This is a genomic window from Streptomyces sp. NPDC048331 (assembly GCF_043201215.1).
Classification (GTDB): Bacteria; Actinomycetota; Actinomycetes; order Streptomycetales; family Streptomycetaceae; genus Streptomyces.
In genome coordinates this window covers 445,047-468,373 of record NZ_JBICYT010000003.1, presented here as the reverse complement: position 1 = coordinate 468,373, position 23,327 = coordinate 445,047, and the positions used below count along the sequence as shown (strand labels likewise).

The following is a 23,327-nucleotide window of genomic DNA, read 5'->3' as shown; positions in this document are numbered from 1 at the left end:
TGGAGGTTCTCGTGGCCAAGGGCTACTGGGTCAGCGCCTACCGCACCATTTCCGACCCCGAGAAGCTGGCTGCCTACGACAAGCTGGCCGGTCCGGCCGTCGAGGCCGGAGGCGGACGGCTGCTCGCCGCCGGCGGGCGGGCCGTCGCCCACGACGACGGCGTCGCCGAGCGCGTCGTCCTGGTCGAGTTCGACAGCTTCGAACAGGCCGTCGCGGCTCACGCGAGTGAGGCCTACCAGCAGGCCCTGCTCGCCCTGTCCGACGGCGTCGAGCGCGACTTCCGCGTCATCGAAGGCGTCTGAGCCGATGGACCGTACCTGACCAGCGCCGATGGCGAGAGACGCGGGCCCCCGGAGCCGTGGGCGGATCGCCTGCCGCACCAGCGGCCACGGTCTCCCGTAACGGTCGCGTCCAGGCGGGATCCCCGCACGTGCCGTCCGCCGGACAGCTCGCTCGGCGTGCTGGACCGGTGCCGGCACGGCAGGCTGGGGGGCGTGTCCGACCAGACGGAGATCGTCGTGCATCCGGTGTCCCCGACGGGCGGCCGGAAGGTGACCGTTCACGCGCTCGGCGTGGACGCGGACCTCGGGCGTGCCCACACCCCCAGGGACGTCGCCGAGTTCCTGCGTCGCGCCGGCCTGGAGGACGTGGACCTGAGCGAGGACGGGCCGATCACCTGGGAGGGCGGCGGGCCCGAGGTGTGGAAGCGCCCCGACGCCTGAACGCCACAGGTGGGACGCGGGGAGCGGGTCGGGGGAGTCGACTCCTGTTCGGCCTCGCGAACGTTCTAAGAGGTTCTCTCAGAAGCCTTTGGCAGGCTTTGCCCCATGAGCTCCACGGACAGCACAGGCAGCACAGGCATCACACGCGGTACGGGCAGGCAGCGCATCCTCGTCGTCGACGACGAGCCCGAGGTACGGGCGGCCGTCGAGGACGGGCTCACGGTCGAGGGGTACGAGGTACGGGGCGCCCCGGACGGGCTCGCGGCCCTCTCCCACGTCGCGGCCTGGGAGCCCGACGCGGTCGTCCTCGACGTCATGATGCCCGTGCTCGACGGGCTCGCCGTCTGCCGACAACTGCGGGCGATGGGCGACCGTACACCCGTCCTCGTCCTCACCGCGCTCGACTCCGTCAGCGAGCGCGTCGACGGATTGGAGGCGGGCGCCGACGACTACCTCGTCAAACCCTTCGCCCTGGACGAGCTGATCGCCCGGGTCCGCGCGCTCCTGCGCCGGGCCGCGCCCGGACCCGCCGGCATCGCCGCCCCGCTCGGCTTCGCCGACCTCGTCCTCGACCCCGCGACCCGGACCGGTCGCCGGGGGAGCCGTCCGTTGGAGTTCAGCCGTACCGAAGCGGCCCTGCTCGAACTGCTCCTGCGCCACCCCGGCCAGGTCCTCCCGCGCGAGCTGATCCTCGAGCTGGTCTGGGGGCGGGACTTCGGGCCGGACTCCAACTCCCTCGCCGTCTACGTCGGTTACCTGCGCCGGAAGCTGGAGGCCGCGGGCGAGCCCCGGCTGGTGCACACCGTCCACGGGGTCGGCTACCGGCTGGACGCGACGTGAGCGGCGGCCGCCGGCGGCTCGGCCGGGTCTGGCGCAGGCGCGGCCCGCTGCGCACCCGGCTGGCGCTGTCGGTCACCGCCGCCGTGGCCCTCGTGGCCGTCGGGGTGTGCGCGGCGGCGTTCCTGGTGGTCCGGTCCGCCCTCTACGAGCAGCTCGACCTCAGCCTCACCCAATCCGCGCGGCTCGCCGCCCAGCGCGACCCGGGGGCGGCGCCGGGCATCCTGGCCGGCGAATGCCGGTTCCTGGCCGCTCCCGCCTGCGCGGAGGTGGTGGCCGCCGACCCGGCCAAGGACCCCGCGACCGCGGGGCAGCTGCCCGTCGACCCGGCCGCGCGGGACGTGGCCGCGGGCCGGAGGGCTCCTTACTACACGAACATCACGGTGGCCGGGTTTCCCGCGCGGATGCTCACCACCGACTACGCCAAGGGTCGCGCCCTCCAGGTGGCCCTGCGGGCCGACACCGTCGAGGACGGCATCGAGGAGGCCGCCCGGTGGCTGGTGCTCACCGCGGCCGCGGGCGTGCTGCTGGCGGCCCTCCTCGGGTACTGGGTCTCGCGGACCGGCCTGGCTCCGGTCGCCCGCCTCACCGCGACGGCCGAGCGGATCGCCGCGACCCGCGACGCACGGCACCGGATCGAACTGCCGCCCCCGGGGCGGGAGGACGAGATCACCCGGCTGGCCACGAGCTTCAACACCATGCTGGGGGAGCTCGAACAGTCGATCGCCGCACAGCGCCAACTGGTCGCGGACGCCTCCCATGAACTGCGCACCCCGCTGACGGCCCTGCGGACCAACGCCGAGCTGCTGGCCCGGGCCGACCGGCTCACCCCCGACCAGCGCGAGCGCGCCTCGGCCGCGCTGGGACGGCAGCTGCGGGAGGTGACGGGACTCGTCAACGACCTGATCGAGCTGGCACGCGACGAGGAGCCGCAACCGCTCGTGGAACAGGTCCGGCTGGGCGCGCTGGTCGAGCACTGCGCGCGGGCGGCGCGGACGCACTGGCCGGCCGTGCCCTTCCACGTACGGGTGCCGGCCGAACCGGTCGTCGTACCCGGGGTGCCCGCGCGACTCAGCCGACTGCTGGGGAACCTGCTGGACAACGCGGCCAAGTTCGGCCGGGACGGACTGCCCGTCGAGGTGGAGCTGATGGCGGGCGTCCCGGGCGGCCGAGGCCCGGAGCTGACGGTCCGCGACCACGGTCCGGGGATCTCGCCGGAAGACCTGCCGCACGTCTTCGACCGGTTCTACCGGGCCGGTGCGGCCCGCGCCCTACCGGGATCGGGACTCGGCCTGGCCATGGCCCGGCAGATCGCCCGGGCGCACTCCGCCGAACTGACCGCGGAGGCCGCCCCGGGCGGAGGCGCGCTGTTCCGGCTGGCGTTCTGAACGCGGCGGTCCCCCTTGCTGCGGTCCCCCTGCGGCGGTCCCCCTTGCTGCGGTCCCCCTGCGGCGGGCGACAGGGTCAGGGCGACCGGAGGACGGAGGGAGCCGCGGGTGCGGGTTGCGTCCGCCGGGTCCGTCGCATGATCAGACAGCCGGCCAGACCACAGCCCGACCCCACGAGAGTGAGGACGAATCCGCCGATCATGATGCCGACCATGGTGAGCGCGAGGCCCGCGCCGTCGAACGCCCGCTCGACGACCGCGTCCGCGGGAATGGTGCCGTTCTGTCCGTCCGCCAGGAAGTAGCGGGAGTCCCGGGAAGTGACCCGGTTGTCGCCCATCACGAAGAGCCGGCCTTCCGGCACCGTGACGTCGTAGCTCTTGCCGTCGCCCACGGGGTCGCCCCCGGCGACGTACGTCTCGTGCAGCGGCTCGCCGTTCACCAGCACCTGGTGCCCGTCGCAGCTCACCCGGTCGCCCCCGACGCCGATGACGCGCTGGAAGACGAGATCGGTGTCCGTGTAGCGCCCGGGCAGGTAGGCGAAGACCGCGTCGCCGCGATGGACCTCGGTGCCGTCGATCTTCTTCGTGAAGACGACCTAGCCCTGCTCGTACGTCGGTCGCATGGCATCGGAGCCGGCGGTGTGGCCGCCGTAGACGGAGTCACCGAACCACCACGTTCCCACCAGCAGCAACACCCCCAGGGGCACCAGCACCCACCCCGTGATCCACAGTCTTCGCCCTGGTCTCATCCTCGGCCCTTCCCGGTCGTTCGGCCCGCACCCTATCGGCGCGGGTCGGAGCGCCCGCAGGGGGGCTGCGGTCCGGCCGGCCCCATCGGCGCGAGCCGCGACGGTGCTCCGTTGTGATCTTCGACCCAGTGCCCCGGGGTCACCCCTGCCGGCCGGCCCGCCTGCGGCAGGGTGTGCGGTGAGGAGTCCGGACACGGGGAAGAGACACGGGGGAGAGAACAGATGGGCCGGCACGTCGAGTTCGAGCGTCTGCACAATTTCCGGGACCTGGGCGGCTACCGGTCCGCCGACGGCCGGACCGTGCGGTGGGGGACGGTGTACCGGGCCGACTCGCTCGGCAAACTGACGGGCGACGACTGGGAGCGCTTCCTGGAACTCGGCATCGGGACCGTGATCGACCTGCGGTATCCGTGGGAGGCCGACGCCAAGGGGCGGGTGCCCGAGGCGGAGCGGTTCCACTACGTCAACCTGAGCATCGAGCACCGGCCCTACGACCAGGCCGAGATCGACCCGGACATCGACCCCTGGCGCTACCTCGCGGACCGGTTCGCCGAGGTCACCGAGGACGGGGCCGACGAGATTCGCCAGGTGGTGGAGGAGCTGGCACAGGCCTCCGGCCCCGCGGTCTTCCACTGCACCTCGGGCAAGGACCGGACCGGGCTGATCGGCGCCTTCCTCCTGACCCTGCTCGGGGTGGAACGCGCCGACGTCCTCACCGACTTCGCTCTCACCGAGCTGGCCACCGAGCGGCTCGCCGCCGACTGGCGGGCCGCCCACCCGGACCGGGTCATGAAGTGGCCGAGTTACGGCCGCGCCCCCGCCGTGATCATGGAGTTGGTGCTCGCGGACCTGGAGACCCGGTACGGATCCGTGCGCGGCTACCTCACCGACCGGGTCGGGTTGCGGGAGCGCACCGTGGAGCAACTGCGCGACCGGCTGCTGAGCGCCGCCCCCTGAGCCGGCCGCGCGACGTGAAGTCGCTCTGGTGGCGCCACCGGCGCATCTCCTACCATCGGAACACGGGTGGGGGAGGGGGGTGCGTTCATGGCAGCGCACGTAGGGCGGCTGGAACGCCTCGTTGCCTGGGTGCTGCGGAACGCCGACGTCGTGGTCGCCCTGGGCATCGCCATGGCGGTCGGACTCCTCGACATCTTCGGTGACGTCATCAGTGACGACGTCTCCTCCGGCGCCACCCTCGTCGTCCTCGGCCTTCTCGCCACCGGATCGATCGTGGAGCGGGTGCGCCGGCCCGCGAGCATCCAGGAGGCGATGAGCGGGACCCGGCAGGCACTGGAAGACCTCGCCATGGTGCGTTCCCTCTCGGGCAACGAGGTCGGCGAGGCACTGCGCAAAGCCCGCCGGCAGACCAACCTCTGGTACTTCAAGGGCGGTACGGGCACCTACCTGCGGGCGGTCACGCTCCCGCTGTGCGTGGCCGCCGCGAAGGAACAGCGCTCGCAGCTCAACGTGAAGATCGACATCGTCAATCCGGCCGACGAACGGGCCTGCGCCGCGTACGCCCGGTTCCGGCAGATGTTCGGCGCGCAGCGTCGCGGAGACGATCTGTGGACCACCGACCGGGTCCGCCGGGAGTCGTACGCGACCGTCCTCGCCGCCTGTTGGTACCAGCGGCAGCTGACCACCCTGGAGATCAGCGTGCACCTGTCGGCCGCCGTGCCGACCTTGCGGTTCGACCTGTCCGAGACCTGCCTCATCATCACCCAGGACGACCAGTCCCGGGTGAACCTGCTGGTGGAGCGCGGGCAGCCGCTCTACGACTACTACGTGACCGAGTTGCACCAGAGTCGTGAGCAGGCCACCGTGCTCGACCTGCGCGTCGCCTCCCCGCTCGGCCAGGAGCCCACCGTCGACGAGGTCCGGACCCTCTTCGACGACCTGCGGCTGCCACTGCCGCGCGTCTTCACCGACAGCGACATCGGCAAGATCATCGAGAAGGCCCTGCACGCGGAGGACCCCTACAGGAGGTGATGCGCTCCGGCGCGTGCCCATGGACCCCGAGCTCGAAAGCACTCTCGTGACCCTGGAGGAAATCGCCTCCGGCACCCGGGAGTTACATGCCGTCCGTCATCCGCTCGGATTCCTCTGCCTGCCACTGCTGAGAGAGGGCCCGCGCGGAATCTGCGTACATCTCTTCGAGGTCGACCACCGCGCCGATCCGGAGGCGTCACCGATGCACGCCCACAGCTGGGAACTGCGCAGCCGCGTGCTGTACGGGCGGGTGGCCAATCTGCCCGTACGGACGAGCGTGGTGCGGGACGGCGAGCAGGGCGCCACCCACCGGATCTTCGAGGTGTTCAGCGGGAGCGACGGGGTGGACGAGATCAGGCCGACCTCCCTCCTGGTACGGAGCGAGCCCGGCCCCGCCCACATCAGCTCCGGCGGGGAGACGTACACCCTGGCTGCGGGCGAGTTCCACGCCACCGCACTGGAGGGGGTGGAACCGGCGGCCACCCTCGTCCACGGGATGTCGATCCCCGGGCAGCTCGACCTCTCGCTCGGCCCGCTCGACGGCCGTCCGCGCCGCACGAGCCGCCGGCTGTGCGACACCGCGCAGACCGTGCGCAGCGTCCACACCGTCCTCAGGAGGATCGATGCCCAACAGCGGACCTGATTTCGACCACGAGAGGCAGGTCGCCGTCGCCGCGGCGGAGGAGGCGGGAGGCCTGCTGCGCAGGCGTTTCGGCACGGCACGGTGCGTGCGGACGAAGGGCGGGTCCGGGGACGTGCAGATGGACCTCGACCTCGCGGCCGAGAAGCTCGTACTGAGCCGGATCCAGCGGCACTTCCCGCACGACCGGATCCTGTCCGAGGAGGCCGGGCTCCTCGACGCCGCGGGTGAACGCACCTGGCTGGTCGACCCGTTGGACGGCAGCAACAACGTCGTGATCGGGCTGCCCACCTACGCGGTGGGGATCGGGTTGTGCCTGGCGGGCGCCCCCGTGATGGGAGTGGTGCACGAGCCGGTCACCGGGGAGACCTGGCACGCGGTCAAGGGGTACGGGGCCCACGGACCCTCCGGCGCGCTGCCCGGCCCCGACCGCACCCTGCCGCGGCCCGGGCCCGTCGTCGCCTGGACCCAGGGGTACGCCGTGGAACGGGGCGACCCGACGGCGGTGGCCCTGCGCGCGGTGCTGGAGCTGCGCTGTCGGCGCGTCCTGCAACTGTGGGCCCCGCTGCTCGGCTGGAGCCTGCTGGCGCGCGGCACCATCGATGCCTTCGTCGGCTACCGCGCCGAGGGCGTGGACCTGCCGACCGGGGCGCTGCTCGCGGCGGAGGCGGGCGTGGACCTGCGCACGCTGTCCGGGGCGCGGTTCAGACCCGGCTTCGCCGGGGCCGACACCGGGCGCAGCTTCGTCGCGGCCCGCGGCGAGACCCTCGCGTACCTGCTGGCGGAGGTGGGGGCCGTCACCCCGAGCACGTGAGCCGGAGGGGCCGAGGGGCCGAGGGGCCGAGGGGCCGAGCGGCCGCGTAAGGGATCTTGAGACCGCGAGCGGCCCATGGCAGGCTCGTGCCGCATGATCGACGAATTCGCGAAGGACGCCCTGCACGGGAGACTGCGGCGGGACCGTGAGGCCCTGCTCTGGAAACTCGACGGCCTGTCCGCATACGATGCCCGCCGACCTCTGACCGCGACCGGGACCAACCTCCTCGGCCTGGTCAAGCATGTGGCCACCGTCGAGGCGAGGTACTTCGGCGAGGTCTTCCACCGCCCCTCGCCGGAACCGCTGCCCCGCTGGCAGGACTCCGACGGCAGCGATCTGTGGGCGACCGAGGACGAGACCCGCGATCAGATCGTCGCGTTCTACCGGCGCACGTGGGAACACGCGGACGCGACGATCGAGGCGCTTCCCCTCGACGCCCCCGGCCACGTGCCGTGGTGGCCGGCGCCTCATGCCGACACCAACCTGTTCGCCGTCATGGTCCATGTGCTCGGCGAGTCCGTCCGGCACACCGGGCAGGCCGACATCCTGCGCGAGGGCCTCGACGGCCGGACCGGGCTGCGCGCCGAACACGAGACGGGGATCGACGAGGAAGCCCGTGCGGCCCACCGCGCGAAGGTCGAGCGGGCCGCCAGGGAATCCCGTTGAGGTGTGACCGGACACGGCCCCGAGGGCTGTCCTGTCATCCCCGGTGGATCAGCGCGCGGTGTCAGATGCGGTGCATCGCAAGGCGGAGGAGCGTCCCCTTACCGGGCGTCTTCGGGCGTTCCGACAACACAGCGAGGTGCCGTATCTGTCGTCGTGCGCCCGCCGGGGATTACGGGACAGCCCTCAGGTGGTGGCCGCCAGGGCCAGGGTCGCCGCCAGCGTGCCCGCCACCGCCAGTACGACGCCCGTACCGAGGAAGCGGCCCAGGTCGATCCGGGTGCCGTGCCAGCGGCACCGCTCGAACCACAGCAGGGTGGCCAGCGAGGCCCACGGCGTGATGACCGGGCCCACGTTGACGCCGATCAGCTGGGCGAGCAACTGCTCGTGGTTGGCCACCGGAACGGCCGCCTCACCCGCCAGATAGGCCGGGAGGTTGTTCAGCACGTTCGAGAAGCCCGCTCCGACCGCCGCCGATCTCAGCATGCCGACGACGTCGTTGTCGGAGCCCATCGCCGCCGCCAGGACGTCGTGCAGTCCATGGGCGTTGACCGTCTCCACGACCAGGAACATCCCCGGGACGAGGACCAGGAGCCGCCAGGGGATCAGGGAGAGGCGCAGCGTCTCCCGGCTGCGGAACCAGAAGGCCACGACCACGATCAGCGCGGCCGCCATGGACGCCGACCACAGCGGTACGTCGGCGAGCAGGATCGCCAGCAGGAATCCGGCGCACGCCACCGCGCTCACCCGGAACAGCACCCGGTCCGCGGGGCGCGGCAGCGGAGGCGGCGTGTAGCGGGTCTCGGTGCGCCGCCCCGGGCGCCAGTAGAAGCCCCACAGGCAGGCCATCGTGACCGCGATCGCGGCCAACTGCGGCGCCCACATGGTGGCGGCCATCTCCGACGGTGTCAGCGCGATGCGGTCCGCGGCCAGCAGGTTCGTCAGGTTCGACACGGGGAGCAGCAAGCTGGCCGTGTTGGCCAGCCACACCGTGGTCATCGCCAGCGGTACGGGCGCGATCCCGACCCGGGTCGCCAGCGCCAGCATCACCGGGGTCAGCAGGACAGCCGTCGTGTCCAGGTTGAGGGTGATGGTGGTGACGGACGCGAACAGCACGCAGAGACAGAAGAGGAGGGGGTACCTGCCGCGTCCCGCCCGGGCCACCCAGGTGGCGACGACGTCGAAGACCTCCGCCTTGCCGGTCAGCTCGGCGAGGACGATCACCGTGGCCAGGAACACCACCAGCGGACCGATGCGCTCCAGCACGTCCCCGGCGGGTCCGGTGGGCAGCAGGCCCGTGGCGACGCACAGCGCACCCAGTGCGAGCAGCCCGCCGGCCAGCCAGTCCAGTGGATGCAGTCGCCTGAGGAGAGACACGGCGAACAGGTTCGCACATACACACGTCCCGGCATCAGACGGGGCGGAAGGAATCGGACAGGCCCGCCCCGGCGGGGTGTCCGGCGCCCCGCGGGAGATCACTTCGCCCTTGACGGGACAACCCCGCGGCCGGGGGCACGGCCCTACGATGGATTCATGATGACGGACGGGCAATTCGGCGCTCCCGCAAGAGAGTTCGACTTCTTCATCAGTTATTCGCCGGCAGACGAACAGTGGGCCGCCTGGATCGCCTGGACCCTGGAGGAAGCCGGCTACCGCACGGTGGTGCAGGCCTGGGACTTCGTACCGGGAACCAACTTCATAGACTTCATGGATCGGGGGGTCAGCGAGTCCCTGGCGGTCATCGCCGTACTGTCCCGCCACTACGAGCGTTCCACCTACGGTCGCATGGAATGGCAGGCCGCGCTCCGGGCCTCGCCCGAGTCGCCCGAACGGAGGCTGCTGACCGTCCGGGTGGACGAGATCCCGATCGAGGGACTCCTCGCCACGATCACCTACGTCGACCTCGTCGGCGTGGCGGACATCGACGCGGCCCGTTCCCTCCTGCTGAACCGGGTCGGCCAGGCCGTCGACGGCCATGCCCGCCCGGGCCGCCGCCCCGGCTACCCGGGTGGGGGCCCGGCACCCGTCCGCCACCCGGAGCAGCCCAACCCCGGGCAGCCGCGGCCGAGCGCGCTCGCCGGCCCCGGCTGGTCCGGGCGCAGGCGGCCGGCCAGGGCGCCGCTCTACCCGCGGGCCGCCGCGGCCGGCCCCGGCGCCCAGGACACCGTGACCGTCCTGCACCTGGCCGGGCCCGACTTCGGGCGCGGCCGCGAACCCGACTCGCTCAGCCGGCAGATCCGCGGCGACCTCATCATGCTCAGGGACGCGGGGGCACCCGCCCCCGATCTGATGGTCGTCACCGGCGACCTCACCGCGTCCGGCAGCCCGCGCGAATGCGACCAGGCCCTCAGCTTCCTCACCGCCCTGCGGTCCCAGCTCGACCTGTCCCCCCAGCGGGTGATGGTGGTACCGGGCGCGCAGGACGTGAACCAGGCCGCGTCCCAGGCCTACTTCCACACCTGCGAGGCCGACGAGGTGGCACCGCAGCCCCCGTACTGGCCCAAATGGCGCCACTACACGCGGCTGTTCCGCGGCCTCTACCAGGGCCTGGACACCGTCTTCGACAGCGACCAGCCCTGGACCCTCTTCCCGGTGCCCGAACTGAGCACGGTCGTCGCCGGATTCAACTCCTCCATGGCCTACAGCCACCGCCCCGAAGAGCAGTACGGCTTCATCGGACGCGACCAGGCCGCCTGGTTCGCCGAGGCCATGCGACGGTACGAGGAGGAGGGCTGGCTGCGCATCGGAGCGCTCCGCCACCCGCTGACCGACGGCCGCCGCCCCGGCGACGCGATCGGCGGCCCCGGCGGGCTGCGGGACGCCGACACCTTCGCCCGGCTCGCCGCCCCGCGGCTGCACCTGCTGCTGCACGGGCCGACCGGTGGCCCGCGCAGCACCACCTCGGCCCCCAGCCGCACCCAGCTCGCCGGGACCGCCGGTGAGTTGCCCCTGTTCGGTTCCGCCGCCCCCGCCAGGTTCCAGCTGCTCCAGGTCGGCGCCCAGGGCGTGACCCGCTGGGACGACCGGATCACCGCCGCGTCCGAGGCCTTCCCCGCCGCATGGCGGCAGACCCGCCGGGTGTTCCCCGTACCGGAACTGCCCGCCGTCATCGACGTCGAGCCGGCCGGCGGACGAGCTCCCCTCGACGACCCGGCCGCCTCGCTCGCCGAGCGCGTCAAGGAGATCTGCCGGGTGCGCCGGGAAGGCGTACGGCTGCGTGACGTCCCGCGCCGCGAACCGGCCGACATGGTGCAGATCATGGCCACCTGGCGGGAGCAGGAGGACGGCGTCGTCCAGCAGCAGCGCATAGCCGTCCACCCCGGCAGTCCCACCGAGGAGGAGCTGGACCGCTTCATCGCCCAGGTGCACGCCACCGACACCGGCTCCGAGGCCGTCCTGGTGTACGGGGGCGCCGCCCCGGCCGGCGGGCTGCGCCGCCGGGCCGCCGCCCATGGCGTCCGGGTCCGGGTGCGCAGCTTCATCGAGTTCCAGGGCCTGCTCGACCTGCGGAGCTACGTCGCCGCGCAGACGGCCCGGCTCAACAGCAGCGAGCAGTACGCCCCCGGCCTCTACCTCCCCCAGCGCTACCGCGACGCCGACCGCCCCGACGGCCCGGGCCAGGCCGACCAGGAACGGGACGGACTCGTCGAGGAGTTGCTGGAGCTCCTGGAGTCCGACCAGGGCCGGTTCGTCCTGCTCCTCGGCGACTTCGGGCACGGCAAGACCTTCGCGCTGCGCGAGCTGGCCCGGCGCATCTCCGAACAGCTCCCGCACCTGACCCCGCTGCTGATCCCGCTCAACTCCCTCGACCGGGCGCACAGCCTCGAAGGCCTGGTCGCCGCGCATCTGGCCGGCCACGACGTCGACACCATCGACCTGCGGGCCCTGCGCTACATGCTCGCCCAAGGCCGCGTCGTCCTGCTCTTCGACGGCTTCGACGAACTGGTCAACCGGGTCAGCTACGACCGGGCCGCCGACCACCTCCAGGTCCTCCTCGACGCCGCCGTCGACCACGCCAAGATCGTCGTCAGCAGCCGTACCCAGCACTTCAAGTCCCACGCCCAGGTCCTCACCGCGCTCGGCGAGCGCGTCGGCCTGCTCCCGCAACGCAGGATCCTGGCCGTCGAAGGCTTCACCCCGGCCCAGATCCGCTCCTACCTCGTCCGCAGCTACGGCGACGAGCACGCCGCCGACCGCCGCTACCAGCTCCTGCGCAACATCCCCGACCTGCTGATGCTCTGCCGCAACCCCCGGCTGCTGTCCTTCGTCGCCGACCTGAGTCAGGACCAGCTGCGCGCGGTCGCCGGAGCGGGCCGCGCGCTCAGCCCCGCCCGACTGTACGAGGACGTGTTCACCTCCTGGCTCGGCCACGAGGAACGGCGCGGCCAGGGCGGGCCCGGCGCGCCGCCCGGACTCACCCTCGACCAGCTGTGGGCGGCGGTCACCGCGCTGGCCTGGCGGCTGTGGGAGAGCGGCCGGAGCGCCCTGCGGCTCGACGAGCTCACCGAGACCGTGGCCGGCACCCTCAGCGAACTCACCGAGTCCCCGCTCACCGCGTCCGAGCGCGCCCAGGCGGTCGGCGCGGGCAGCCTGCTGGTCCGCAGCGACGACGGGGTGTTCCAGTTCATCCACGGCTCCGTCGTCGAGTGGCTGGTGGCACGGGAGGCCGCCCGCCAGCTCGCCCGCGGGCAACACACCGTGCTCCTCGCGCGCCCGCTCAGCCAGCTCGCCGTCGAGTTCTTCTGCGACCTCGCCGACCACGAGCAGTGCGCCCGCTGGGTGCGCGAGGTCCTCGACTCCCCCGGGCGCGCGGTCGGTGAGGCCGCCCGCGCCAACGCCGTACGGATCTCCGACCGGCTCCGGGTACCGGCCAACGCCGACCTGCGCGGCGCCCGGCTGGCCGGTGAGGACCTCTCGCACCGCGACTTCTCCGGGGTCGACCTCAGCGACGCGGACCTCACGGACGCCCGGCTGATCGGCGCCAATCTCTCCGGAGCCCTGCTCCGGGGCACCCGGCTGACGGGCGCCCGCCTCGACCTGGCCGACCTGAGCCGCGCCGACCTGTCCGGCGCGAACCTCAGTCGGGCCCGGCTGACCCGGACCGACCTGCGGGGCGCCCTGCTGACCGGCAGCCGTTGGCACCGGGCCGCGCTCATCGACGTGACGATGGACGACGAGGTGCGGGCCGCCCCCGAGCTGGGGACCGCCGCGATCGCCCCCGGGATGCCCGTGGACGCCGGGTTCCGGCCCTCCGCCGTCGGGGTCCCGTACGGATTCGGCATGCGCACGAGCCGCCTTCCCGAACCGATCGCGTACAGCAGCGACGGGGAACTCCTCGCCGTCGGCAGCGAGGACGGCTCCGTCCTGGTCTGCGGCGCCGACGACGGCCGGGCCGTACGCACCCTCCAGGGGCACGAGGGACGCGTGTACGCCGTGAAGTTCCGGCCGGACGTCATCGCCACCGGCGGCTCCGACGGCGCGGTGCGGCTCTGGGACCCGGTGACCGGAGCCTGCCGCCACCACCTGCGGGTCCACCCCGACGGGGTGTGGCCGGTCTCCTTCGACGCGGCCGGCACCCTCCTCGCCACGGGCGACCGCGAGGGCCTGGTCACGGTCTGGGACGTGGCCACCGGCGAACCCCTGCACCGGATGCCGGGTCACACCGCCCCCGTCTACACCGCGGTCTACGGACCGGACGGCCTGCTGCTCACCGGCGACGCCGGCGCGAAGGTACGCCTGTGGGACCTGGCCACCGGGCACTGCGTCCGGGAGATCGAGGGCCATCAAGGGGCCGTCTACCGTGCCCGGTTCAGCCCCGACGGGACCCTCTTCGCCACCGCCGACCGGGGCGGGCCCGGGCAGGGCGGCACGGTGCGGATCTGGCGTACGGCCGACGCGCGGCTGCTGCACGAGTTCACCGGCCACACCGGCCGGGTGTACGTCCTCGACTTCCACCCCGACGGCAACCTCCTGGCCAGCGGCGACACGGACGGCCAGGTCCGGCTCTGGGACCCGGTGGTCGGCACCCCCGCCGGCGTTCTCGAACGGGGCACCGGCGCCGTCTACCAGGTGCTCTTCGGCGACGGCGGGAAGCTCCTCGCCGCCTGCGACAGCAACGGCGCGGTCCGGCTGTGGACGGTCACCGGGCGCCCCCACGGGTACACGGTCGCCCTCCACCCCCAGCAGCCGACCGAGCACCGCGGCACCGCCTGGGCGTGCGCCTTCCGGCCCGGCGAAAGCCAGTTGCTCACCGTCGGCAACGACGGCGGCGCCCAGATCTGGGACGCGGCCACCGGCCAGGGCAAGCGCATCCTGCGGGGCCACGGCCGTCGGATCGGCGGGGTCGCCTTCAGCGCGGACGGCACGCAACTGGCGGCGGCCGGCAACGACGGGGTCGTACGGCTGTGGGAGACGCGCACGGGCCGCCGTACGGACGAGCTCACCGGGCGCGGTGACCGGCTGGTCTCCGCGACCTTCAGCCCGGTCGAAGCGATCCTGGCCACGGCCAGCAACGACGGCGACATGTACCTCTGGAACCCGGAGGGCGGCGAGTACCTGAGGGAGCTCGACGCGGAGACCGAGCACGTCTGGGCGGAGGCCTTCAACGCCGACGGGACCTTGCTCGCCACCGCCAACGACGACGATTCCGTTCGCGTCTGGTTCCGCCCCACCGGTTCCCCCGTCTCGACGCTGACCGCGCACCGGGGCCGGGTCCGCTCGATCGCCTTCCGCTCGGACGCCGATGTGCTGGCCACCGGCTGCGACGACAGTTTCGTACGGGTGTGGGACGCCAGGAACGGCGCCCTGCTCCATCAGCTCGGAGGGCATGCCGACCGGGTGTACGGCGTCGCCTACGGCCCGGGGGGAGCCTGGCTCGCCAGCGCGAGCTGGGACGGTACGGCCATCCTCTGGCGGGACGGGCAGGCCGGTCCGCGGCTGCGCGGACGCGGCGGCAGGCTGTGGACGGTGGCCGCCCATCCGAGCCGCCCGTTGCTGGCCACCGGCGGCGACGACCGGGCCGTCGCCCTGTGGGACGCCACGACGGGCGAGCACCTGACCGACCTCGTCGGGCACACCGGGCGGGTGCTCTCGCTCGCCTTCTCCCCGGACGGCACCACGCTGGCGAGCGGCGCCGAGGACGGCACGGTGCGGCTCTGGAACGTCCCGGCGGATGGGGAGGCGCCGTCCCCGCGCGCGACGTTGATGGGCATGGCGGGCGGCTGGGCGGCGCTGACACCGGCCGGCGGGTACAAGTACGAGGGCGACGTGGCCGGTGAGTTCTGGCACGTCGTGGGCATGTCCCGGTTCACCCCGGGCGAGCTCGACGCGTACCTGCCGGGCATCCACCGGCTGCCGCTCGGCGAGGAACTGTGAGTCCCGCCGGCCGCGCGGAGCCGGCCCCGGCTACGGTTCGTGCGCATGACACACACACGAACCGAGGTCACCGCGGAGCTGGTCCGGGACCTGTTACGCGATCAGCACCCCGATCTGGCGGATCGCCCCGTGCGGTTCGGTGCCCGTGGCTGGGACAACCAGCTGTGGCGGCTCGGGGAGGACCTCGCCGTCCGGCTGCCCTGGGCGACGCCGTCCGCGGACGCGCTGCTGCGCAAGGAGCACGCCTGGCTGCCCGGCCTCGCCCCGGGCCTGCCGCTGCCGGTTCCCGTTCCGCAGCGCATCGGCGAGCCCTCCGAGCGGTTCCCGCGCCCCTGGACCGTCACCACCTGGGTGCCCGGTGAGCCCGCCGACCGCGCCCCCGCCACGCACGCCACGGACGCGGCCGACGCCCTGGCCGCCTTCCTGACGGCGCTTCACCGGCCGGCTCCCGCAGGGGCGCCCGCGGGCAACCACGGCCGCGGGGGGCCACTGGCCGACCTCGCCGACGCGTTCGTCGACGGGCTCGCCACCGCCACCGACATGGGGTTGATCCCCGACCCGGACGCCGTCCGCGCCGTTTGGGAGGACGCCGTCGCCGCACCCGTCTGGGCGGGCCCGGCGATGTGGCTGCACGGCGACCTCCACCCGGCCAACGTCCTCACCGCGGGCGGCACCTTCTGCGGCGTGATCGACTTCGGGGACCTCTGCGCGGGCGATCCGGCCTGCGACCTCGCCGCCCCCTGGAACCTGCTGCCGGACGGTGCCGTCGACCGTTTCCACGCCGCCTACCGGCCGGCCGCGGACGCCGCGACCCGACGCCGCGCCCGGGGCTGGGCGGCACAGCGGGCCCTCGGCGGCATCCTCATCGGCGAGGCCGGGGTGCGCGGCCGCCCGGGCGGCAAGCCCACCTGGGGCCCACCCGCCCAGGCCGCGCTGCGACGCCTCGTGTCGACGGCGGGGTGACGGATCGGAGGTGGCCGCGGCCTCAGCCGAGGGAGGAGGCGGACGGGACGACGACCCCGTAGAGATCGGCGATCGTCGCGAGCGCGGCGTGGTGGAGCTGTTCGGCGGACACCTCCGCCACCGCCGTCCGCAGCGGCCGGGTCGCGCACGCGTCCGCCACCACCGTGGGCCGGTCGCCCCGCAGGAACGCGCCTTCCGCGGTGAACGTCACGCACATGTGGGTCATGAACCCGGCGAGGATGACGTCCTTGTGGCCGGCGGCGTCGACGTGGTCGCCCAGGTCGGTTTCGACGAACCCGTTGGGGGCCGTCTTGACGACCACCGCCTCACCTTCGACCGGAGCCACCCGGGGGTGGATCCGGCCGATCTCGGCCCGGACGTCGTACGGGCTTCCCTCGCCGCCGTCGTTGATCACATGGATCACCGGCGCCCCGGCCGCCCGGGCCCGGGCCAGCAGGGCGGCGCCGGCGTCGAGGGCGGCCTCCCACCCGGTCAGTTCCATCACGCCCCGGGTGTAGGTGTTCTGGTAGTCGATCAGGATCAGCGTCGCTTCGGCAGGTGACGCCGGGCTCCGGTCGAGGCCGCTCAGCTCGCGCAGGGTCGTCTTGGACATGGAAATACCCTCCTGGGGGTGTCACTTCGAGAGGTTCCGGCCGCGGAGCGGCGGCCGTGTTCTCCACGCTAGGACCACCCCTGGATGTCGGCAATGTCGTCCAACCCGCAGAAACCGACATACGGTGGGTGTCGGCACGACCGTCGTCCCACCGAACGGAGACCACCTGTGAGCACCGTCGGACGGTTCGTGGTCCTCGTCCTCTTCGACGGCGTCGACCTGCTGGACGTCACCGGCCCGCCGGAGGTGTTCGCCCTGCTGCGGGCGGGAGCTGGGCGAACCGGCGGGCTACCGGGTGGCGCTGGCCGCCGAGACCATGGACCCCGTCACCACCTCCGCCGGCGTCCGGATCCTTCCGGACACCACCTTCCAGGAGGTGGCGGGGCGCGGCATCGACACCCTGCTGGTGCCCGGGTCCGTCGAGGTGGACGGAGAGGGCCGGGTCCGAGCCCTCGCCGACCCGGCCGTGGTCGACCGGGTGCGGACCCTCGCCGCCACGGCCCGGCGGGTCGCCTCCGTGTGCGTGGGCGCGCACATCCTCGCGGACGCCGGGCTGCTGGACGGCAGGCGGGCCACCACCCACTGGTCCACCGCCCGCCAACTCGCCGACGAACACCCCTCGATCGAGGTCGACGCCGATCCGATCTTCATCCGGGACCGGGACGTGTGGACCGGAGCCGGCATCAGCGCCTGCCTCGACCTCTCGCTCGCCCTCGTCGCCGAGGACTTCGGCGAGGCCGTGGCCCTGCGCGTCGCCCGGCAACTGGTGATGTACCTGAAACGGCCCGGCGGACAGAGCCAGTTCAGCGTCCCGCTGGAACCCGTGTCGACCACGCGGCGCATCGAGGACCTCCGCCACCACATCACACGGAACATCGCCGAGCCGCTGACCGTCGCCGACCTCGCCGCACAGGCGCACGTCGGCGAACGGCAGCTCACCCGGATCTTCAAGACGGAACTGGGCATGACCCCGGCGGCCTACGTCGAATCCGCCCGTGTCGAAGTGGCCCGCAACCGGCTGGAGTCCACCGACGACACCCTCGAACGCGTCGCGACCGTCTGCGGCTTCAACACGACCGACACCCTCGTCCGTGCCTTCCGCCGCAAGCTCGACACGACGCCGACGGAGTACCGCAACCGGTTCCGGGCGACCCCGGCCGTCTGACCGCCGCCCGGTTCAGGCCGCCGGGAAGGACAGCAGGGCCACCGGAGCGGACGTCGGCTGCGGCGAGCCGCCGGCCGGTTCGACGGTGACACCCATCCCCGACGCCGTGTCGACCGGACCGTCGAGCAGGGCGGCCGTGGCCGGGGCACCGCCGGGCATCAGCCCCGCCGGACGCATCTTCCCGCCGCCGTCGTTGTACCAGAGCTGGTACACCTTCCCGCCGGGCGGCGCCGGCAGCCCGGAGGCCGCGAAGACCGCCTGGTTACGGGAGTTCGAGACCACCACCGTGCCCACCGCTCCGCCCCGCAGCGGCGCCGTGGCCACCCGGGCGTCGGCGGCCGCGAGGACCGCGCCCACGGCATCGTTCGCGATCCGGGCCCGCTGCGCCTGCTGCCGGGCGTCCTCGGCCTGCTCGTACTGCGCCACCGCGACACCGCCGAGCGCCACGGCCCCCGCGAGACAGGCCGCCAGCGCCCAGTTCGACACCGGCCGCCAGCGGGGCCGTACGTGGCCGCCGCGTCCGGTCCGCGCCGTCGAGGGCGGGTCCTGGCGTACCGTCGCGATCCGGCGCATCACCTCGTCCCGCAGCGCGGCACTCGGCGGCGCCGCCACCGCGAGCCCGAGGCGCGTGACCGTCTCGGAGAACTCCCGGACCTCCTGAGAGCAGGACACGCAGTCGGCGAGGTGCCGCTCGACGGCGGCCCGCTCGTCCGGTTCCAGGGCGTCGAGCGCGTACGCGCCCGTCAACGTGTGCGGATCCGCGGTGCTCACGCACCCACCCCCAGACAGTCACGGAGCCGAATGAGCCCGTCGCGCAGCCGTGTCTTCACGGTACCCAACGGTAGGGCCAACAGGTCCGCGACCTCCCGGTGGGTCAGGCCGCGGTAGTACGCCAGGGTGACCGACTGGCGCTGCAGTTCGCTGAGTCCGTGCAGACAGCGCCGTACCTGCTCGCGCTCCAGCCGGCTCTCCACCTGCTCCACCACCTCGTCGTAGGCCGTGGTGTGGTCCAACAGCGCCGCCCGCTTCTCGCGGTTGGTCGACGCCTGTGCGGAACGCACCCGGTCGACGGCCCGGCGGTGGGCCAGGGTCAGCACCCAGTTCATCACCGAGCCCCGCGCGGGCTGGTAGCGGGCGGCGGTCCGCCAGAGCTCGACCAGTACCTCCTGGGCGACCTCCTCGGACTGGGCCGGGTCCCGCAGCACGGTCCGTACGAGGCCCAGTACGGGGCCCGACACCGCCTCGAAGACGACCGTGAACGCCTGCTGATCACCGCGGGCCACCCGGCCCATCAGTTCCGGCAGGTCGGGAGCGGCCGACGGGTGCAGGCCTATGCGCACGTTCTCTCTCACCGGGGAGGTCCTCCAGGAGTACTCGGTTGCACAGCTCGTTCGGAGCCGAGGGGCAGGCGGATTGGTCATGGCGGGCGGCGCCTTCGGCAGCCCCCGAACCGTCGATCGGCAGCTTGTACGAGCTACCACTCGTTCGGGCGAAGGGGCCATCCGGGCGAGGACCGGTGCCGAACAGACGGCGTGACGCACCGAGGGGTGGGTCCCGTGGACGCAGGAGAGACCATGACCATGCACACCTTCCGTCGTACCGCCCTCGCCATGACCGCGGCCGTGCTGCTTCCGCTGGCACTGTCCGCCTGTTCGGAGGAGAGTACGAGCAATGAGGGGGCCGCCGCGCCCGACGCGGTCTCTTCACCCGAGCCGGTCGGCGACACCGGAGCGGGCGCGGACGCCCCGTTCGGCCCCGCGTGCGCCTCGGTGCCCAAGAGCGGCGCGGGTTCCTTCGACGGCATGGCGCAGGACCCGGTCGCCACCGCCGCCTCCAACAACCCGGCGCTGTCGACCCTGGTCGCGGCCGTGAAGAAGGCCGGACTGGTCGACACGTTGAACAACGCCCAGGACATCACGGTGTTCGCGCCGACGAACGACGCGTTCGCGAAGATCCCGAAGGCGGACCTGGACAAGGTCCTGGCCGACAAGGAGGCCCTGACCGCGCTCCTCACGTATCACGTGGTGGGCGAGAAGCTCACGCCGACGCAGCTGGCCGGCGGCTCCTTCCAGACCCTCCAGAAGGGAATGATCACCACCAAGGGCTCGGGCACCTCCTACACGGTCAACAACTCCGCCAAGGTGGTCTGCGGCGACGTCCCCACCGCCAACGCCACCGTCCACATCGTCGACACGGTCCTCATGCCGAAGTAGGCGCGCTCGCGCTCCGCACGATCAGCTCGTGGGCGGCGGTCCGTGCATCCGGCCGGACCGTACCCCCGGAAGAAGCCCGGGGGAGCAGCCGCGACACCCGATCGGAGCAACTCGATGACGGACGCACCAGGACCCTCGGCCCCGGGCACGCTGTGCCTGGTCACCGGAGCCACCGGCTACATCGGCGGCCGGCTCGTCCCCGAGCTCATCACCGCCGGCCACCGGGTGCGCTGCCTCGCCCGCACCCCGGAAAAACTGCGCGACCACCCGTGGGCCGGACAGGCGGAGATCGTCCGCGGCGACGTCACCGACGCCGCGTCCCTCGCCCCCGCCCTGCGGGACGTCGACGTCGCCTACTACCTCGTGCACGCCCTCGGCGCCGGACGCGACTTCGAGCACACCGACCGCCTGGCCGCGCGGAACTTCGCCGAGCAGGCCCGCGCCGCCGGCGTCCGCCGCATCGTCTACCTGGGTGGACTCACCCCGAACGGGGTCCCCGACCGGGAACTCTCGCCCCACCTGCGCTCCCGCGCCGAGGTCGGACGCATCCTCCTGGACTCCGGGGTCCCCACCACGGTGCTCCGCGCCGCCGTCATCATCGGCTCCGGCTCCGCCTCCTTCGAGATGCTCCGCTACCTGACCGAGCGGCTGCCCGTGATGGTCACCCCCAGCTGGGTGCGCACCCGTATCCAGCCCATCGCCGTCCGAGACGTGCTGCGCTACCTGGTCGGCAGCGCCCGCATGCCCGCCGAGGTCAGCCGCGCCTTCGACATCGGCGGCCCCGACGTCCTCACCTACCTCGACATGATGCAGCGCTACGCCGCCGTCGACGGGCTGCCGCAGCGGCTCATCCTGCCCGTACCGGTCCTCACCCCCCGGCTGTCCAGCCACTGGGTCGGCCTGGTCACCCCGGTGCCCCGCGCCATCGCCCGCCCCCTCGCCGAATCCCTCAAGTACGAGGTCGTCTGCGACGAGCACGACATCGCCACCTGGGTGCCCGACCCGCCCGGCACGCCCCTCGACTTCGACACGGCCCTCACCTACGCCCTCAAGAAGGTCCGCGACGCCCAGGTCCTCACCCGCTGGTCCTCCGCCTCCGTGCCCGGCGCCCCGAGCGACCCGCTGCCCACCGACCCGGACTGGGCCGGCGGCAGCCTCTACTCCGACGTCCGTGAGCGCACCGTCGAAGCCTCGCCGCAGGCCCTGTGGCGGGTCGTGGAGGGGATCGGCGGGGAGAACGGCTGGTACTCCTTCCCGCTCGCCTGGGCCGTGCGCGGCTGGTTCGACCGGCTCGTCGGGGGCGTCGGACTGCGCCGGGGTCGCCGCGACGCCACCCACCTGAGGGTCGGCGACTCCCTGGACTTCTGGCGGGTCGAGGAGATCGAACGCGGCCGCCTCCTCCGGCTCCGCGCCGAGATGCGACTGCCGGGCCTGGCCTGGCTGGAGATGTACGCCGAGCAGGACGGGGACGGGCGCACCCGGTACCGGCAGCGGGCGCTCTTCCACCCGCGCGGCCTGGCCGGCCACCTGTACTGGTGGAGCGTCTCGCCGTTCCACGCCGTGGTCTTCGGGGGCATGGCCCGCAACATCGCGCGCACGGCGGAAGCGGGTGACGACCGCGGCCCGGCCGCGTCCCCGGCACCCGCCGCGGCCGATGCGTCCGGTGCATCCGCCGCGGCCTCCCGCACCGAATGACGGGCAAGGCCAGCCCAGCGACCACCGCGCGGCACCCGCAGGGTCCGCCCGGTGGCCCGATGCCCAGGAGCAGCACCATGAACGTCTCGGTCGTCCTGTTCACCTCGGACCTCCGCGTCCACGACCATCCGCCGCTGCGCGCGGCGCTGGGGTCGGGGAACGAGACCGTCCCGCTCTTCGTCCGGGACCCGGCGGTGGACCGGGCCGGCTTCGCGGCGCCCAACCGGCTCGCCTTCCTCGCGGACTGCCTGGCCGGACTCGACGCCGAGCTGCGCGAACGCGGCGGCCGGCTCGTGGTGCGCTCGGGGGACCCCGTCGCCGAGGTGTGCGCCGTCGTACGGCAGGCCGACGCCGACGAGGTGCACATGGCGGCCGGGTGCAGCGCCTTCGCCCTGCACCGCGAGCAGCGGCTGCGCAGCGCCCTGGAGGCCGACGGGCGGCGGCTCTACGTCCATGACGCCGTCGTCACCGCCCTGCCCGCCGGCGCCGTGACCCCGAGCGGATCCGACCACTTCGCCGTCTTCACCCCGTACTTCAGACGCTGGTCCGGCGAGCGCCTGCGCGAGCCGCTCGCCGCGCCGCAGCGGGTCCGGGTGCCCGACGCGATCCGCTCCGAACCGCTCCCGTCCCGCGCCGAGGTCACCTCCGTCTCGGCGGGTCTGGCCACCGGGGGCGAGCGGGAGGGCCGGCAGCGCCTCACGGACTGGCTGGGGAAGTACGCCGACGGGTACGAGGAAGGCCACGACGACCTGCCCGGCGACGCCACCTCCCGGCTCTCCCCCTACATCCACTTCGGCGCCGTCTCGGCGGCCGAGGCCGTGCACCGGGCGCGGTCCCGGGGCGGAGCGGGCGCCGAGGCCTTCGTACGGCAGCTCTGCTGGCGCGACTTCCAGTACCAGCTCCTCGCCGCCCGCCCCGCCGTGGCCGCCCGCGACTACCGCCCCCGGGCCGACCGCTGGCGACGCGGCAAGGCGGCCGACGCCGACCTACAGGCCTGGAAGGAGGGTCGCACCGGCTACCCCGTGGTCGACGCCGCCATGCGGCAACTCGCCCACGAGGGCTGGATGCCGGGCCGGGGCCGGCTGCTGGCCGCGTCCTTCCTGACCAAGACGCTCTACATCGACTGGCGCGCCGGAGCCCGGCACTTCCTCGACCTGCTGGTCGACGGCGACGTGGCCAACAACCAGCTCAACTGGCAGTGGGTGGCCGGTACCGGTACCGACAGCCGCCCCAACCGGGTGCTCAACCCGGTGATCCAGGGCAAGCGCTACGACCCCGACGGCGCGTACGTACGACGCTGGGTCCCGGAACTCGCCGAGCTGCCGGGCCCCTCGGTGCACGAGCCCTGGCAGCTGGCCGGCCTGGAACGGGCCCGGTACGACTACCCCGACCCCCTGGTCGGGCTCCCCGAGGGCCTGGCCCGCTTCCGCCGGGCCCGCGGCAAGGACGGCGCCTGACCCCACCGGCCGTCGGCGGGCACCGCCCGATGCCGGCTGCCCGGTC

18 protein-coding genes and 2 pseudogenes are annotated in these 23,327 nt (G+C 73.3%); 15 read left to right on the top strand and 5 right to left on the bottom strand.

What is annotated here, in order from left to right; translation table 11 throughout:
• Positions 1-11: 11 nt before the first annotated feature.
• From ACGFYY_RS07990 to ACGFYY_RS07975, 4 genes are all read left to right on the top strand, one after another.
• Positions 12-302 (top strand): DUF1330 domain-containing protein, encoded by a 291-nt coding sequence (locus ACGFYY_RS07990; protein ID WP_393707619.1) that lies wholly within the window; start codon positions 12-14, stop codon positions 300-302.
• A gap of 192 nt (positions 303-494) precedes the next feature.
• Entirely contained in the window at positions 495-722 is a 228-nt protein-coding gene (locus ACGFYY_RS07985) for a hypothetical protein (protein WP_033225130.1), read from the top strand.
• A gap of 105 nt (positions 723-827) precedes the next feature.
• Positions 828-1,562 (top strand): response regulator transcription factor, encoded by a 735-nt coding sequence (locus tag ACGFYY_RS07980; RefSeq protein WP_393707618.1) that lies wholly within the window; start codon positions 828-830, stop codon positions 1,560-1,562.
• A complete protein-coding gene (locus ACGFYY_RS07975; protein WP_393707617.1) occupies positions 1,559-2,947 on the top strand; it encodes a sensor histidine kinase in 1,389 nt (462 codons plus the stop codon). The genes ACGFYY_RS07980 and ACGFYY_RS07975 overlap by 4 nt, the downstream gene beginning before the upstream one ends.
• 76 nt (positions 2,948-3,023) lie before the next feature.
• Here ACGFYY_RS07975 and lepB read toward each other — a convergent pair.
• Positions 3,024-3,527 (bottom strand): annotated as a pseudogene (gene lepB, locus ACGFYY_RS07970) (signal peptidase I); the annotation flags it as partial.
• A 390-nt stretch (positions 3,528-3,917) separates the two neighbouring features.
• Between lepB and ACGFYY_RS07965 the strand changes: the two are divergent.
• The 5 genes from ACGFYY_RS07965 (at position 3,918) to ACGFYY_RS07945 (ending at position 7,804) form a co-directional block, all read left to right on the top strand.
• The gene (locus ACGFYY_RS07965) at positions 3,918-4,652 is read left to right on the top strand and encodes a tyrosine-protein phosphatase (protein ID WP_393707616.1); all 735 of its coding nucleotides are present in this window, start codon (positions 3,918-3,920) and stop codon (positions 4,650-4,652) included.
• 87 nt (positions 4,653-4,739) lie between these two features.
• The gene (locus ACGFYY_RS07960; protein ID WP_393707615.1) at positions 4,740-5,684 is read left to right on the top strand and encodes a hypothetical protein; all 945 of its coding nucleotides are present in this window, start codon (positions 4,740-4,742) and stop codon (positions 5,682-5,684) included.
• Positions 5,685-5,703: 19 nt separating this feature from the next.
• Positions 5,704-6,327 (top strand): hypothetical protein, encoded by a 624-nt coding sequence (locus ACGFYY_RS07955; protein WP_393707643.1) that lies wholly within the window; start codon positions 5,704-5,706, stop codon positions 6,325-6,327.
• Positions 6,308-7,138 carry an inositol monophosphatase family protein gene (locus ACGFYY_RS07950; protein ID WP_393707614.1) on the top strand — a complete coding sequence of 277 codons (831 nt, stop codon included), beginning with the start codon at positions 6,308-6,310 and terminating at the stop codon, positions 7,136-7,138. Before ACGFYY_RS07955 ends, ACGFYY_RS07950 begins: the two co-directional genes overlap by 20 nt.
• Before the next feature lie 93 nt (positions 7,139-7,231).
• Positions 7,232-7,804, top strand: coding sequence for a DinB family protein (locus tag ACGFYY_RS07945; protein ID WP_365270920.1), 573 nt, complete (start codon positions 7,232-7,234; stop codon positions 7,802-7,804).
• A 183-nt stretch (positions 7,805-7,987) separates the two neighbouring features.
• On the opposite strand, the gene ACGFYY_RS07940 is transcribed toward ACGFYY_RS07945, so the two are convergent.
• Positions 7,988-9,178, bottom strand: coding sequence for an SLC13 family permease (locus ACGFYY_RS07940; protein WP_393707613.1), 1,191 nt, complete (start codon positions 9,176-9,178; stop codon positions 7,988-7,990).
• 159 nt (positions 9,179-9,337) lie between these two features.
• On the opposite strand from ACGFYY_RS07940, the gene ACGFYY_RS07935 reads away from it, so the two are divergent.
• Both ACGFYY_RS07935 and ACGFYY_RS07930 read left to right on the top strand, forming a co-directional pair.
• Positions 9,338-15,175: a TIR domain-containing protein gene (locus ACGFYY_RS07935; protein WP_393707642.1), complete on the top strand. Its 5,838-nt coding sequence runs from the start codon at positions 9,338-9,340 to the stop codon at positions 15,173-15,175.
• Positions 15,176-15,220: 45 nt separating this feature from the next.
• Positions 15,221-16,138 (top strand): aminoglycoside phosphotransferase family protein, encoded by a 918-nt coding sequence (locus ACGFYY_RS07930; protein WP_393707612.1) that lies wholly within the window; start codon positions 15,221-15,223, stop codon positions 16,136-16,138.
• 22 nt (positions 16,139-16,160) lie between these two features.
• Here the strand turns inward: ACGFYY_RS07930 and ACGFYY_RS07925 are convergent, their stop codons facing one another.
• Complete coding sequence (locus ACGFYY_RS07925; RefSeq protein WP_393707611.1) at positions 16,161-16,751, bottom strand: isochorismatase family protein; 591 nt, start codon at positions 16,749-16,751, stop codon at positions 16,161-16,163.
• A 168-nt stretch (positions 16,752-16,919) separates the two neighbouring features.
• Between ACGFYY_RS07925 and ACGFYY_RS07920 the strand changes: the two are divergent.
• Positions 16,920-17,916 (top strand): annotated as a pseudogene (locus ACGFYY_RS07920) (GlxA family transcriptional regulator).
• Between the two features lie 12 nt (positions 17,917-17,928).
• Here ACGFYY_RS07920 and ACGFYY_RS07915 read toward each other — a convergent pair.
• Both ACGFYY_RS07915 and ACGFYY_RS07910 read right to left on the bottom strand, forming a co-directional pair.
• Positions 17,929-18,687 carry an anti-sigma factor domain-containing protein gene (locus tag ACGFYY_RS07915; RefSeq protein ID WP_393707610.1) on the bottom strand — a complete coding sequence of 253 codons (759 nt, stop codon included), beginning with the start codon at positions 18,685-18,687 and terminating at the stop codon, positions 17,929-17,931.
• Positions 18,684-19,268: a sigma-70 family RNA polymerase sigma factor gene (locus tag ACGFYY_RS07910; RefSeq protein ID WP_365270940.1), complete on the bottom strand. Its 585-nt coding sequence runs from the start codon at positions 19,266-19,268 to the stop codon at positions 18,684-18,686. The genes ACGFYY_RS07915 and ACGFYY_RS07910 overlap by 4 nt, the downstream gene beginning before the upstream one ends.
• Positions 19,269-19,490: 222 nt before the next feature.
• On the opposite strand from ACGFYY_RS07910, the gene ACGFYY_RS07905 reads away from it, so the two are divergent.
• The 3 genes from ACGFYY_RS07905 (at position 19,491) to ACGFYY_RS07895 (ending at position 23,281) form a co-directional block, all read left to right on the top strand.
• Positions 19,491-20,129, top strand: coding sequence for a fasciclin domain-containing protein (locus tag ACGFYY_RS07905; RefSeq protein WP_393707609.1), 639 nt, complete (start codon positions 19,491-19,493; stop codon positions 20,127-20,129).
• A 114-nt stretch (positions 20,130-20,243) separates the two neighbouring features.
• Positions 20,244-21,824, top strand: a complete 1,581-nt coding sequence (locus tag ACGFYY_RS07900) for an SDR family oxidoreductase (RefSeq protein WP_393707608.1) — start codon at positions 20,244-20,246, stop codon at positions 21,822-21,824.
• 77 nt (positions 21,825-21,901) lie between these two features.
• Positions 21,902-23,281 (top strand): cryptochrome/photolyase family protein, encoded by a 1,380-nt coding sequence (locus tag ACGFYY_RS07895; protein WP_393707607.1) that lies wholly within the window; start codon positions 21,902-21,904, stop codon positions 23,279-23,281.
• Positions 23,282-23,327: the final 46 nt, after the last annotated feature.